Raw genomic sequence first — 14,669 nt, 5'->3', positions numbered from 1 at the left:
ATCTAAGCAGTTTCTAATAGTTCTTGTTCTAATCTCAACAAAGCTTGTCTATATTCCTCAGGAAGTACTTTTTTAAATTTTGATAGGCTGTTTTTCCAGTCATCTAAAAGTCGTCTTGCCAAAGGGCTTCCTGTTGCCAGGAAATGATTTTCAATCAATTGTTCCAACTGTACCTGATCTTCAATACTCTTAACAGGATCAATGTTTAAGTCCGCTCCATTGCAGTATTGCTCAAATGTGTTATCGCTATCCAATACATAAGCGATACCACCACTCATTCCAGCACCAAAATTTCGACCTACTTTCCCTAAAATAACAGCAACACCACCAGTCATGTACTCGCAACCATGGTCTCCAATGCCTTCTACAACGGCTTTGGCACCAGAGTTTCTCACGCAAAATCGTTCACCAGCTTTACCATTGATGTAAACCTCACCAGAAGTTGCTCCATAAAGTGTCACGTTTCCGGTAATAATATTGTGTTCAGGAATGATGGTGCATTTTTCAGGTACCTTTATGATTAGCTTTCCACCAGAAAGTCCTTTTCCTAAATAATCGTTTGTGTTTCCATGCACCGTAAATCTTAGTCCTTTAGTTGCAAAGGCACCAAAACTCTGACCAGCTGAACCAGTGAAATCTATATTTATAGTGTCTTCTGGTAACCCATCGGCACCATAAATTTTTGAAATTTCGTTACTCACTATGGCTCCAACAGCTCTGTCTATATTTGTGATTGGAAGCTCCAAATGTGTGTTTTGTCGTCTGAATAAAGCTTGATGTGCCTGCTTTATAATTTGAAAATCGAGATGTGATTCGAGAGCATGGTCTTGTAGCTCTGTATTATATAACTTCACATCTTCAGCTACTTTAACTTTATGTAGAATTGGAGTTAAATCAATTCCTGATGCTTTGTAATGCTCAATAGCTTTATTGCGATTTAGCTTTTGCACTTGACCAACCATTTCATTAACGGTTCTAAATCCAAGTTTTGCCATAATTTCTCGCAGTTCTTGAGCTACGAAATACATGTAATTGACTACATGCTCTGGTTTACCTTTAAACTTTTTACGCAACTCTGGATTTTGTGTAGCAATCCCAACAGGACAAGTGTTAAGATGGCACACTCGCATCATAATACAACCTGAAGCGACGAGTGGTGCTGTGGCAAAACCAAATTCTTCTGCACCTAACAAGCAAGCAATGGCTACATCTCGACCAGTTTTTAATTGACCGTCACATTCTAATACGATTCGGTTTCTAAGGTTATTCATAACCAACGTTTGCTGTGCTTCTGCAATACCAAGCTCCCATGGTAAGCCAGCATGTCGCAACGAAGTTAATGGTGAGGCACCTGTTCCACCATCGAAACCAGAGATTAAGACTACATCTGCCTTGGCTTTTGCTACACCAGCAGCGACTGTGCCAACACCAACTTCTGATACTAATTTCACATTGATTCTTGCGTCTCTATTGGCGCATTTCACATCGTAAATTAATTGTGATAAATCCTCAATGGAATAAATATCGTGATGAGGTGGTGGAGAAATTAATCCAACGTAAGGAGTGGAATTTCTTGTTTTGGCGATTTCAGGATTTACTTTTGGTCCAGGTAACTGACCACCTTCACCTGGTTTTGCTCCTTGAGCGATTTTTATTTGAATTTCGTTAGCGTTGGTCAAATAATTAGATGTTACACCAAAACGACCCGAAGCAACTTGTTTAATGGCAGAATTACGCCAATCTCCTTGCGAACTTTTATAAAAGCGTTCTTGGTCTTCGCCACCTTCACCCGAATTGGATTTTCCTCCAATTCTGTTCATGGCAATTGCTAAGTTTTCGTGCGCTTCTTTACTTATGGAACCGTAGGACATTGCACCTGTTTTAAATCGCTTGACGATTTCCGTCCAAGGCTCAACTTCATCAATCGGAATTGGGTCGAATTGATCGAATTCGAAAAGACCTCTAATAGTCATTAGATTTTTAGATTGGTTGTTTACCAACTCTGAATATTCTTTAAATGTTGAGGCCTTATTTGTTCTAACGGACTCTTGAAGTTTAGCCACTGTCAATGGGTTGAACATATGTTTTTCCTGGCCTCGTCTCCATCTATAATCTCCACCAATTTCAATATTAGGCTCAACGTTTTGGTTGAATGCTTTTTTGTGGCGCTTAACGATCTCCTGTTCAATTTCTCGTAATCCTATCCCTTGAATACGGGTTGGTGTATTCGGAAAATACTTGTCTACCGTAGCTTTATTGATACCAATACACTCAAATAACTGTGAACCTCTGTAAGAATTCAATGTTGAGATCCCTATTTTGTTCATCACTTTCAAAATGCCTTTTCCGATGGCTTTGTTGTAATTCTTAATGGCTTTGAGATATTCTAAATCTGTGACATCCTTATTATTAACTTGTTTCTGAACAATCTCATTAACGATATATGGATTCACGGCACTTGCTCCATATCCAAACAATAAGGCAAAGTGGTGGACTTCACGAGGTTCTGCCGACTCAATAATCAGGCTAATTTGTGAGCGTTTTTTTAATTTGTGCAAGGCATGGTTTACATAGGAGCAGGCCAAAAGTGCTGGAATCGGAGCGTGGTTTTCATCGACATATCGGTCTGAAAGTATAATGATGTTTGCTCCTTCATCAATAGCCTTGGACGCTTTTGTAACCAAATTTTCCAATGCTATTTCCAATTCATTTAAGCCTCGATTCACTTCGTATAACATGGAAATCGATTCGATTTTAAAATCTGGATTGGTATCATAATTCCTGATTTTATCTAAATCATGCTTAGATATTACAGGATTTTGAATTTTCAATTTTTTGCAATGCTCTGGACTTATATCAAACAGGTTAACATCGCTACCAAGTGTTAGACTGATGTCTGTAATCAACTCTTCTCTAATTCCATCTAAAGGCGGATTGGTAACCTGAGCAAACAATTGCTTAAAATAGTTATAAACTAATTGCGGACGTTCTGAAAGTACGGCAATTGGAGCATCGCTTCCCATGGAACCTATTGGTTCTTTGCCCAATTGGGCCATTGGTCTAATGATGGTATTTAAATCTTCTTCCGTGTAACCAAAAACTATTTCGCGCTTTTTTAATTCAATTTCATCATAATTTATTGGTCCTTTTTTGGCAGAAAGATTCCTTAGGTGTACCATATTCTCATTAAGCCATTTTCTATACGGATGCAAGGAGGCGATTTCCTCTTTTATTTCTTCGTCATTTACAATCCGGCCTTCATTCATATCCACTAAAAACATCTTGCCAGGTTCTAGCCTGCCATGGTGTTCTACGTTTTCTGGTTTTATATCTACCACTCCAGTTTCTGAAGACATGATAACATTACCCGATTTTGTAACTGTGTATCGAGAAGGTCGCAGACCATTACGATCTAGTACTGCACCTATATAATTACCATCTGTAAATGGAATAGAGGCAGGACCATCCCAAGGTTCCATTAGGCAAGAATTGTACTCGTAAAACGCTTTTTTGGCATCCGACATGTTATCGTTTTTCTCCCATGCTTCTGGTACCAACATCATCATAGCTTCTGGCAAGGAACGACCTGTCATCAATAATAATTCCACAACCATATCTAAAGTAGCAGAGTCTGATTTCCCTTTTAATACCGTTGGGATAATTTTCTTGATATCCTCGCCAAATAGAGGACTTTTCATTATTTCTTCTCGCGAAAACATTCGAGACACATTTCCTCTTAAGGTATTGATTTCGCCGTTGTGGCAGATGTATCTAAAAGGTTGAGCTAAATCCCATGTAGGAAATGTATTGGTTGAAAATCGCTGATGCACTAATGCTAATCTTGTATCTAATGCAGAATTGAACAAATCCAAATAATACTCATTAATATGTTCTGGTTTTAGCAACCCTTTGAAAATGATAATTTTTGTGGACAGACTTGGAAGGTAAAAGAATTTAGACTCTGATAATTTAGATTCGTAAATAGTATGCTCAGCAATTTTGCGCGCGGCAAATAATTTTAGATTAAAGTCTCTATCGGATTGATTTTTATCAGACTTGCCAATAAATACTTGTTTTATGGAAGGCTCAGTGACCGTTGCGATGGCACCTAGTATATCACTGTTAACAGGAACATCTCTCCAGCCAATTAATTTAAGCCCTTGGTTTTCAATTTCTTTTTCAAAAACATCTATACAATATTGACGCTGATTTTCCTTTCTGGGCAAAAAGACATTACTTACTGCATATTCGCCAGCTTCAGGCAATTCAAACTCACAGAAAATTTTAAAAAACTTGTGTGGAATATCTATTAAGATACCAGCTCCATCTCCTGTAACACCATCTGCACTTACGGCACCACGATGCTCTAGCTTCACTAAAATTTCTAGTGCTTTGTGTATAATGTCATTAGAGCGTTTTCCGGTTAAACTACAAATAAATCCAGCTCCACAATTATCGTGTTCAAATTCCGGTAAATAAAGTCCTTGTTTCTTCAGCATAATTCCAAGTGTTTTAGAGCCTTCTGTGCTCTATTTGAAAGGGTAATATATACTCTAATTATTGATTAAGAAAGAAGTGAAAAAACTTTTCACAAATCGATAATTCAAGGCTTTCTAAATGAAAATTCGATAAATGTACTGGGTATTATTTGCGAAATAAACAATGAAAAAAATTCAATAAAACTAAGATTGTATTGCGAAAACGTTTGCGAAAATATAGTTTAATTAATAATAATTTATAAAAAAGTAAAAAATGCAACAATAATTAAATTTTAAAATTACTGATTTGTCAAAATTTGATAATAAATAAATTTAACCCCTAAAAAAATGGGGTATAAATTTACAAAATGATAAAAATATATTTTTCACCCTATTTAATTAGGGGGTATTTTTAAAGTTTATATAGATTTGGCTCGTCTAACTAATAAAATAGATTTTTTATGAAACGATTATTTACTTTAATGTTATTATTAATGGTAGTAGTAACTAACGCGCAAGAAGACGAGGAAAAAAAGTCATTTGAGATAAGCGGAAGTATAGATGCTTATTATAGAGCAAATTTAACGGCTCCAAACGATGAGAACGCTATCGCACCTGGATCGTCCTTTGCTAACTTACCTGGCTTTGCATTGGGTATGGCAAATGTAATTGCCTCTTATGAGGGCGAAAAAGTTGGTTTTGTTGCGGATTTAGTTTTTGGCCCTAGAGGAACTGATGCCATATTTGCTTCTCCAATGTACTCCGCAACAGGAAACATTGTTAACCAGCTATATGCGTATTGGAATGTTAGCGAAAGTGTTACCCTTACTTTAGGAAACTTTAATACCTTTTTAGGCTATGAAGTTATATCACCAGTAGCCAACTTTAATTATAGTACTTCTTATTTATTTTCATATGGACCGTTTAGTCATACTGGATTTAAAGCTGACTTTGCCTTATCAGACGATTTAAGTTTAATGTTGGGTGTTTTTAATGACACTGATTTAACTGAGTTTAATCCAACAGGAGATTATGCAGCTGGAGCACAATTAGGCTATGCTGGTCAATATTTAAATGTACTCTACGATCCATCATTTTTTGAAATTGATTTTACAGGTGGGTTCGATTTATCGGATGAGTTCTTCTTGGGTATCAATGCCGCTTATTTGGCAGTTGAAGATGATGGTCCAGGATTCATGGGTGCAGCGCTTTACCCTCAATACACAATTTCTGATGATTTTACACTTGGCTTAAGAGGAGAATACTTCGCTGAAGACGGCAATTTTGGGGCGATAGGATCTGGCGTTGCAGATACTAGTGTAATTACCGCGACACTTACCGGAAGCTATACTGTGGATAATTTAATCATTAAACCAGAGTTAAGACTCGACAGTGCATCTGATGATGCCTTTATAGATAATGACCTAGCAGCAACTAAGAGTTTGGGGTCATTTTTAATAGCAGCTATTTATCAATTCTAACTAAATACTAATTAATAAAGATTTCCACCTGAGTGGAAACCAAAAACCAATTTTTATGAAAAAAGTTGAAGCAATTATCAGAAAATCCAAGTTTTCTGCAGTGAAAACCGCACTGCACGAAGTTGGTGTAAACTTCTTCTCGTATTGGGATGTTACCGGACTCGGTAATGAAAAAGAGGGACATGTTTACAGAGGTGTTACTTACAGCACAAGCGACATACAACGACGCTACCTTTCTATTGTAGTTAACGATGATTTTGAAGAGGTTACTATAAAAGCCATTCTAGAATCTGCTGCTACGGGAGATGTTGGAGACGGAAAAATATTCGTCTCTCACATTGAGGAAGTCTATAGAATACGAACGGGAGAAAAAGGAGGACAAACTTTAAAATAACTAACATGGAATTATTAACTACAAATAATGTATGGATGATGATCTGTACAGCACTCGTTTTCTTTATGCACTTAGGATTTGCATTTTTAGAAATCGGATTAACACGTCAAAAGAATACGATTAACATATTATTTAAAAATATATTTATTATCACAGTAGGTTTACTATTGTATTGCTTGGTTGGCTTTAATTTAATGTATCCAGGAGACTTCAATGGATTTTTAGGATTCGCAGGGTTTGGATTGGACTCACCACTTACAGATGCAGGCGCTTTAGATTTGGCCTATAATGAAGGTTATACCTACTGGACAGATTTCCTTTTCCAAGGTATGTTTGCTGCAACAGCTGCAACAATAGTATCTGGTGCCGTTGCTGAGCGTATTAAAATTGGTCCATTTATGTTATTTACAGTACTATATGTTGGATTAATTTATCCAATTGCAGGTTCATGGAAATGGGGTGGAGGCTTTTTACAAACTTTGGAAACTCCGTTTTATGATTTCGCTGGTTCTACGTTAGTTCATTCCGTTGGTGGTTGGGCTGCCGTTGTGGCCGTTTGTTTATTGGGCTCTAGAATAGGAAAATTTAAAGATGGAAAATTACAAGCTATTCCTGGTCATAATATTCCTATGGCAACAGCGGGAGTTTTAATCCTTTGGTTAGGATGGTTTGGTTTTAATGGTGGTTCTGTTTTGTCGGCAGATCCTGAACTAACCTCACTAACTTTAGTCACCACATGTTTAGCTGCTGCTGCCGGAGGCGTTGTAGCCGCTCTAGTTTCTACATTACGGTATAAAAATTTAGATTTAACTATGTTTCTTAATGGAATCTTAGGTGGCCTTGTTGGTATAACAGCAGGAGCAGACCAAATGAGCCCTACAGATGCGATAATTATTGGAGCAGTAGCTGGTGCGATTATCGTTTTTGCTGTGTCTCTAATTGACAGACTTAAGTTAGATGACCCAGTAGGTGCCATAGCCGTACACTTAGCTTGTGGTATTTGGGGAACTTTAGCAGTAGGTATTTTTGGGAATTTAGCGAGTGGAGCACAATTTGTTAGTCAGTTAATAGGTGTTGCCTCTTATGCTGCCATTTGTATTGTCTCATCTTTTATAATCTTATTTGTATTGAAAAAGACTGTTGGTATTAGAGTTTCTGAAAAAGAAGAATTAGAAGGGCTAGATGCCCATGAACATGGTATGGATGCATACCCGGATTTTAGACTAAACGAACATTGATAGATTGTTTTAAATTTGATTGTTTAGATCATTAGTTGTTAGTTAAAACCCTCTGAGCATTTGCTTAGAGGGTTTTTTATGTAGTAGATTCCTGCCTACGCAGGAATGACAAGTTTATGAATTAAGCCGAATTACGACTGGCATTAATATTTCCAAATAATGAACGTGTTACCATACTAGCATAGACCTTCATTTGTTCGTCATCTGGTTTTGCTCCAGATTTTTCTAGCTCTTGGATTTTCTTTAAAGCATATTGCTGAATGGTCAGTAGTGGCAACACAATTGATTCCCTCATGGCAATTGACGCCTTACCTGTAGGCTCTTCTTGCATCAATTCTTTATAGCCTGTAAGCTTTAAAATTAATCGTTTTGAAGTTTCGTATTCGTTATAAATAATTTTCCAGAATTCTCCGTATTCAGGATCTTCTGCCATATATCGTGTTAAATCAAAAAAGGATTTAGATAATGACATCATACTGTTTTCAATCAGTGTTTTAAAGAAATCAGAGGTTTTGAATAAATTTTTGACTTGTTCAAAATTCCCAGTTTCTTCATAATGTTTTAAAGCGGTACCAACTCCAAAAAAGCCTGGTACGTTTTGCTTTAATTGACTCCAAGAGCCAACAAAGGGAATCGCTCTAAGGTCTTCAAAAACTAAACCTTTGGATTTACCTCGTTTAGAAGGTCGGCTTCCTATATTGGTTTTTGCATAATATTTTAAGGTACTCATATGCTCCAAATATGAAATAAATTTTGGATGCGCTTTAAAGTCTGAATACGCCTTATAGCTTCTTTCGGAAAGATCTGTCATTACCTCTCGATTTTCTGGAGTCATGCTCAAATCCTTATTGCTAATACTGTTGTAAATTCCAGAACTTATGAGTTGCTCTAAGTTATATTGCGAAGATTCCAAGGTGCCAAAATTAGAACTAATGGTTTGCCCTTGTATAGTAAGCTGTACTTCTTTGTCCTCAATTGTAGGTCCAAGCGAAGCATAAAAATTATGGGTTTTTCCTCCTCCACGTGCAGGTGGCCCTCCACGTCCATCAAAGAATATAACTTTGATACCATGTGCTCTTGAAACTTTGGTCAGATTTTCTTTAGCTTTATAGATAGCCCAGTTTGCCATTAAATAACCACCATCTTTGGTGCCATCACTAAAACCAAGCATTATGGTTTGCTTGTTGCCACGAGATTTTAAATGCGCTGCGTATTCTGGATTGGTATATAGTTCTTCCATCACAGCAGGAGCATTTTCTAAATCGGTAATCGTTTCAAATAAGGGTCCGATATCCACGGTTAATTTATCATGAAAAGCTACCAATTTTAACATGGCAAACAATTGCATGACGTTTAATGTTGTTTGGTTATTACTGATTATATAACGATTTGCAGCCTTTTCTCCATTTGTACCTTGAATGGTTTTAATAACCTTCATGGTTTTTAGGGCTTTTAAGGTTTCATCATCCTTAATTATACCTAAATCAATTTCCCCTTCAACTTTAGATAAAATTTTTATCTGTTCTTTTTCTGATAAATCGTGATAGTTTTTTGGGAAAATTGTGCTGCCATTTTCAATCAATGCATTCACCATATCGTTGAAGAATTGGTTGTGCTTTCTACTATCTTGGCGGATATCTAAATTTGCAAAATGAAAACCGAACAGATGAATTTTGTTCAATAAACTATTGATTTCGGATACATAGAGCGACTGATGTTCTTTTGTAATGACATTTTTAATTACCTCTAATTCTGAAGCAAAGCTTTCTGCTGTTAAGTTTGAACTCTTGTTGGTAATAATTTTATAGAGCTCTTTTTCTAAAACATTTATTCGTTCTTCGACTCCGACAAAAGTCAATTTTCTTTTTAATCGACGTACGTCTCTATAATAGTTTTTTATAACTGTATCATGCAAACGTTTTGCGACATTCAATGTTATTTCTGGTGTTACAAATGGGTTACCATCTCTATCTCCACCTGGCCAAAAACCGATATTAATAATATCGTTATCAATCTGTTTCCCATCAAAAATATTTTGTTGAATGTAATCGTAAATCGTTCCGAAGGATTTGTAGAACACATTTTCCAAATACCATATTAAACTCACAGCTTCGTCAAAAGGTGTCGGTTTTTTATGTTTGAAAAAAGGTGTCTTTCCCAATTGTGCCAATAAATCATTTATTCTCAACAAATCGTTTTCGCGAATGGCCTCGGTTAAATCCGTTATTATACCCAAAACAGAACCAGGATAAAACTGGGTTGGATGTGCTGTAAGTACTATTCTAACCTTAAACTCCTCAAGATATTTTCTGAGTGTATCTAATTTATTTTCAGCCGTAACGGATTCCTTTAAACTTCTTAAGGTCCCGATACCATCCATGTTATTGACAATAGGAAATGCCGCATCCTCAATAGCATCAAACAATACAACTTGCCGCTCTATATATTGTATAAACCGAAACAATAAGTTAATCTGACTTTCTTTAGAGCGTCTCCCTTGATACTTCTTAAAGAATTCATTTACAATGGTCGTGGGATCTTCTTGATTAGCAAAACCCTTCTGACATGTTTCATGAAATAAAGGCAAAAGAGCTCCCGTCTTTGTAACATTATCAAAAGGCAAGGTCATAAATATACTGTTGTATATCTGATATTTTGACAATACATTTTGATTAAATCTCGTAAGCTTTGGCTGTGTAGGCATCAATTAAATAATTGTAGATTGTCCTAAGTGGATGTTTGTAAAATTCATGTTGGTGTCATTAGGGTTTAATATAAAATCCTCAATGAAATCACCAACCTTATCAGTTGTAACATTATCATATTTACTATTGATATCTGGTGTTGAAATGTTGAGTTTTAATGACTTGTCAACCGCCTCTTTAATTAACTCGGCTTCTTCAAATAGACCGAAGTGTTCTAATAGCATGGTTGCAGATAAAATTGATGCTATTGGGTTGGCTATTCCCTTGCCTGTGGCTTGCGGAAAAGATCCATGAATAGGTTCAAACATGGCATATTTATTTCCGACGGAAGCAGAAGCCAATAATCCTATGGAACCACCGATGACACTCGCTTCATCACTGATAATGTCACCGAACATATTCTCAGTTAAAATAACATCAAACTGTTTTGGGTTTAAAATCATTTGCATGGCTGCATTGTCTACAAACAAAAAATCCAATGTTACATCTTTATATTGCTCAGCTACTTCTCCAACCACTTTTCTCCATAATCTAGAGCTTTCAAGGACATTGGCCTTATCTACCAAGGTCACCTTTCTGCTTCGGGTTTTAGCAGCCTTAAATGCTAAATGTGTAATTCGCTCAATTTCTTCACGGGAATATTCGCATAAATCTGAAGCCACATTGCCGTCTTCACTCAAGTGCTTTTCTCCAAAGTATATTCCACCAGTAAGTTCTCTATAGATACTGATATCAGTGCCTTGAATAATGTTTTGTTTTAAAGGAGATTTATCTAAAAGTGTATCGTAAGCCTTTACGGGTCTTATGTTAGCAAACAGGCCAAGCTCTTTTCTTAGCTTTAACAACCCTTGTTCTGGACGTACTTTTGCCGTAGGGTCATTATCATATTTTGGATGCCCTATGGACCCAAATAAAATGGCATCACAGGATTTACATAAATCCAATGTAGCATCTGGCAAGGGGTTATTGTGCCTGTCTATGGCTACAGCACCTACATCAGCCGTTTTAAATGTAAACTTATGATCAAACATCAAAGCTATAGCTTTTAAAACTTTAATAGATTGATTTGTAACCTCTGGACCTATACCGTCACCTGGCAATACTGCAATGTTTAATTTCATTTTTATTTAGTATGTTTTTTGAGCCTCAAAAGCTTCAATTTGTTTTTTATTATTCACGAGATAATCAATATCGTCGTACCCATTAAGCATGCATGTTTTTTTGTAAGCATCTATTTCAAAATGTTCTGACAAATCTGAGTCCTGAATTGAAATGGTTTGGTTTTGAAGGTTTACCTCTATTACCGTCTTTGGATTGGACTCAATTTTCTGCAACAGGTCACTTAAAAACTCTTCAGAAACCTGTACTGGAAGAAGCCCGTTATTTAAAGCATTTCCTTTAAAAATATCAGCAAAAAAGCTAGAGACTACGACTTTAAAACCATAACCCACAATTGCCCATGCGGCATGCTCTCTACTAGATCCACATCCGAAATTATTGCCTGCAACCAAAATGCTACCAGAGTACTCTGACTTGTTTAATACAAAATCTGAATTTATAGAACCATCTTTATTAAATCTCCAATCTCTAAAAACATTGTCACCAAAGCCTTTTTTGTCCGTTGCCTTTAGAAACCGTGCTGGGATGATTTGATCCGTGTCAACATTCTCAATATTCAATGGAATTGCAGTTGACTTTAATGTTGTGAATTTTTCCATATTATTTACTGCGAAAGCAGGAATCTGTTTTTATTATCGTTCAAGACCTCACAGGTTTTAAAAACCTGTGAGGTCTCCTATCCAAAGTTAATTTAAATGTTTAGTAATATCTATTATTTTTCCTTCTACTGCAGTAGCCGCAGCCACCAAGGGGCTGGCTAAAATGGTTCTAGAGCCTTGTCCTTGTCGTCCTTCAAAATTTCTGTTGGATGTAGATACACAATATTCTCCTTGAGGTATCTTATCATCATTCATCGCTAAACACGCTGAGCATCCTGGTTGACGCAGTTGAAATCCTGCATTATCAAAGATGTCCTTCAGGCCTTCTTCAATGATTTGAACTTCTACTTGTTTGCTTCCTGGAACCAGCCAAGCCGTCACATTTTGGGCTTTTTTCTTTCCTTTTATATAATTGGCCGCCGCCCTAAAGTCTTCTATTCTAGAATTGGTACAACTTCCTATAAACACGTAATTAATGGGTTTGTTTATTAGACTTTCACCAGCTTCAAAATTCATATAAGCCAATGATTTTTTAAATGATGCATTCTCTTCTACAGGAATGTTTTCAGAAATTTTGATGCCCATTCCCGGATTGGTACCGTAGGTAATCATAGGCTCAATGTCTGAGGCATCAAAATGGTATTCTTTGTCAAAAACAGCACCTTCATCGGTTGGTAATGACTTCCAATAAGCTACTTTCTTTTCAAATTCTTCTCCTTTTGGAGCAAATTTTCGGCCTTTTATGTATTTAAAAGTGGTTTCATCCGGTGCAATCATGCCTCCTCGTGCTCCCATTTCAATACTCATATTGCAAACCGTCATACGACCTTCCATGCTCATTTCTTCAAATACATTACCTGCATATTCGCAGAAATATCCTGTACCTGAATTAGTGCCCAATTTTGAAATTATATAAAGTATGACATCTTTTGGCAAAACGCCGTTTTTGAGCTTACCATTTACTGTGACCCTTAAACTTTTGGGTTTGGTTAGCAACAAACATTGACTAGCAAATACTTGTGCAACTTGACTTGTGCCAATACCAAATGCAATGGCTCCGAATGCACCATGGGTTGATGTGTGACTATCTCCACACACCATTGTAATACCTGGTTGTGTAATACCCAATTCTGGAGCCATTACATGGACTATTCCATTATATTTATGTCCTAACTCATATAATGTAATATTGTTCTTTTTACAGTTTATAGAAAGTTGCTTTAACTGTTGCCTTGATAACGCATCTTTTACCGGCTGATCTTGATTTAAGGTTGGTGTATTATGGTCAGCGGTTGCCACAATTTGGTCTGGTCTGAATATTGGAATGCCACGTTCTTCCAATTCATTGAAAGCTTGTGGGCTTGTGACTTCATGGATTAAATGCTTGTCAATGTATAGAACCTGTGGCCCATTTTCTATTGTACTTACCACATGCGAGTCCCAAACCTTATCGAATAATGTTTTTTTTGACATCTAAGCAGAAATAATTTGTTGATAGACTTTGCTTGTTTCAATAATCTGATGAATATCATTATCATCAATCTCCTTCTTTCTATCTGCAAAAGTTAAGAAGTTGGCATAGACTTCATCTAGCTGAAGTTTGGTTAGCTCATATCCAACATTTTTGGCACGATATGCTAAAGCTGCTCGTCCACTTCTTGCAGTTAAAACTATTGCTGATTCTGTAACACCGACATCTTTTGGATCTATAATTTCGTAAGTTTCTCTATTCTTTATCACACCATCTTGATGTATCCCTGAGCTATGAGCAAAAGCATTTGCACCCACAATCGCTTTGTTAGGTTGGGTGTAAATACCCATACTTTCACTAACCAACTGACTCATACCATAAAGCATTGAGGTGTTAACATTGGTATCTAGATTAAGGTATGGATGTTGTTTTAAGACCATAACCACTTCTTCTAGTGCTGTGTTTCCCGCACGTTCACCAATACCGTTAATGGTACACTCTATTTGCCTTGCACCATTAATTACGCCTTCAATAGAATTAGCCGTAGCAAGACCTAAATCGTTATGGCAGTGACAAGATAAAATCGCCTTTTCAATACCTTTTACATTTTCCTTTAGGAATTTAATCTTTGCTCCATATTCACTTGGCAAACAATAGCCTGTGGTATCGGGAATGTTTAGAACTGTTGCTCCAGCTCTAATGGCTGCTTCACAAACTCTTGCCAAATATTCATTATCTGTACGACCAGCATCTTCCGCATAAAATTCCACATCTTCCACAAAGGATTTAGCGTATTTAACAGCTGCACAGGCACGCTCTAAAATGTCTTCTTGAGTAGTTTTAAATTTATGTACAATATGAGACTCTGAAGTACCAATTCCTGTATGGATTCTAGGCTTTTTTGCATACTGTAACGCTTCTGCAGCAACTCTAATATCATTTTCTACGGAACGCGTTAAGCCACAAACCGTTGCATTCTTTACTATTTTTGAGATGGACTGGACAGATTTAAAATCCCCTGGACTTGAGACCGGAAAACCTGCTTCGATAACATCAACACCTAAAATATCTAATTGCTCAGCAATCACTACTTTTTGTTTTGTATCTAGTTTACAGCCCGGAACCTGTTCACCATCACGTAGGGTTGTGTCGAATATTTGAATAGCGTTATTTGACATTTAACA

Annotated in this window: 9 protein-coding genes; 3 read left to right on the top strand and 6 right to left on the bottom strand. The window is 36.6% G+C overall.

What is annotated here, in order from left to right:
- Nucleotides 1–2: 2 nt before the first annotated feature.
- Nucleotides 3–4,499, bottom strand: coding sequence for a glutamate synthase large subunit (gltB, locus tag F1003_RS09150; RefSeq protein WP_155089107.1), 4,497 nt, complete (start codon nt 4,497–4,499; stop codon nt 3–5).
- A gap of 440 nt (nt 4,500–4,939) precedes the next feature.
- Between gltB and F1003_RS09145 the strand changes: the two genes are divergently transcribed.
- From F1003_RS09145 to F1003_RS09135, 3 genes are read left to right on the top strand one after another with little or no spacing between them, the layout of a single operon-like run.
- Nucleotides 4,940–5,959 (top strand): porin, encoded by a 1,020-nt coding sequence (locus tag F1003_RS09145; RefSeq protein WP_155089106.1) that lies wholly within the window; start codon nt 4,940–4,942, stop codon nt 5,957–5,959.
- A 55-nt stretch (nt 5,960–6,014) separates the two neighbouring features.
- Complete coding sequence (locus F1003_RS09140) at nt 6,015–6,353, top strand: P-II family nitrogen regulator (RefSeq protein ID WP_155089105.1); 339 nt, start codon at nt 6,015–6,017, stop codon at nt 6,351–6,353.
- Nucleotides 6,354–6,358: 5 nt separating this feature from the next.
- Nucleotides 6,359–7,591 carry an ammonium transporter gene (locus tag F1003_RS09135; protein ID WP_155089104.1) on the top strand — a complete coding sequence of 411 codons (1,233 nt, stop codon included), beginning with the start codon at nt 6,359–6,361 and terminating at the stop codon, nt 7,589–7,591.
- Nucleotides 7,592–7,712: 121 nt separating this feature from the next.
- On the opposite strand, the gene F1003_RS09130 is transcribed toward F1003_RS09135, so the two are convergent.
- The 5 genes from F1003_RS09130 to F1003_RS09110 form a co-directional block, all read right to left on the bottom strand.
- The gene (locus F1003_RS09130) at nt 7,713–10,295 is read right to left on the bottom strand and encodes a phosphoenolpyruvate carboxylase (protein WP_155089103.1); all 2,583 of its coding nucleotides are present in this window, start codon (nt 10,293–10,295) and stop codon (nt 7,713–7,715) included.
- 3 nt (nt 10,296–10,298) lie between these two features.
- Entirely contained in the window at nt 10,299–11,417 is a 1,119-nt protein-coding gene (gene leuB, locus F1003_RS09125) for a 3-isopropylmalate dehydrogenase (RefSeq protein WP_155089102.1), read from the bottom strand.
- 6 nt (nt 11,418–11,423) lie between these two features.
- The gene (leuD, locus tag F1003_RS09120; protein ID WP_155089101.1) at nt 11,424–12,014 is read right to left on the bottom strand and encodes a 3-isopropylmalate dehydratase small subunit; all 591 of its coding nucleotides are present in this window, start codon (nt 12,012–12,014) and stop codon (nt 11,424–11,426) included.
- A gap of 87 nt (nt 12,015–12,101) precedes the next feature.
- Nucleotides 12,102–13,487 carry a 3-isopropylmalate dehydratase large subunit gene (gene leuC / locus F1003_RS09115; protein ID WP_155089100.1) on the bottom strand — a complete coding sequence of 462 codons (1,386 nt, stop codon included), beginning with the start codon at nt 13,485–13,487 and terminating at the stop codon, nt 12,102–12,104.
- Nucleotides 13,488–14,663 (bottom strand): 2-isopropylmalate synthase, encoded by a 1,176-nt coding sequence (locus F1003_RS09110; RefSeq protein WP_155089099.1) that lies wholly within the window; start codon nt 14,661–14,663, stop codon nt 13,488–13,490.
- Between the last annotated feature and the right edge of the window lie 6 nt (nt 14,664–14,669).

The organism is Winogradskyella ouciana, assembly GCF_009709615.1.
In the GTDB taxonomy this organism is placed as follows: Bacteria; Bacteroidota; Bacteroidia; order Flavobacteriales; family Flavobacteriaceae; genus Winogradskyella; species Winogradskyella ouciana.
This window is presented reverse-complemented; position numbering and strand designations above follow the sequence as displayed.

Excerpts from the sequence above, each read along its gene's own strand:
- gltB (WP_155089107.1), bottom strand. The coding sequence starts at position 4,499 with ATGCTGAAGAAACAAGGACTTTATTTACCGGAATTTGAACACGATAAT.
- F1003_RS09145 (WP_155089106.1), top strand. The coding sequence starts at position 4,940 with ATGAAACGATTATTTACTTTAATGTTATTATTAATGGTAGTAGTAACT.
- leuC (WP_155089100.1), bottom strand. The coding sequence starts at position 13,487 with ATGTCAAAAAAAACATTATTCGATAAGGTTTGGGACTCGCATGTGGTA.
- F1003_RS09135 (WP_155089104.1), top strand. The coding sequence starts at position 6,359 with ATGGAATTATTAACTACAAATAATGTATGGATGATGATCTGTACAGCA.
- F1003_RS09140 (WP_155089105.1), top strand. The coding sequence starts at position 6,015 with ATGAAAAAAGTTGAAGCAATTATCAGAAAATCCAAGTTTTCTGCAGTG.
- leuB (WP_155089102.1), bottom strand. The coding sequence starts at position 11,417 with ATGAAATTAAACATTGCAGTATTGCCAGGTGACGGTATAGGTCCAGAG.
- leuD (WP_155089101.1), bottom strand. The coding sequence starts at position 12,014 with ATGGAAAAATTCACAACATTAAAGTCAACTGCAATTCCATTGAATATT.
- F1003_RS09110 (WP_155089099.1), bottom strand. The coding sequence starts at position 14,663 with ATGTCAAATAACGCTATTCAAATATTCGACACAACCCTACGTGATGGT.
- F1003_RS09130 (WP_155089103.1), bottom strand. The coding sequence starts at position 10,295 with ATGCCTACACAGCCAAAGCTTACGAGATTTAATCAAAATGTATTGTCA.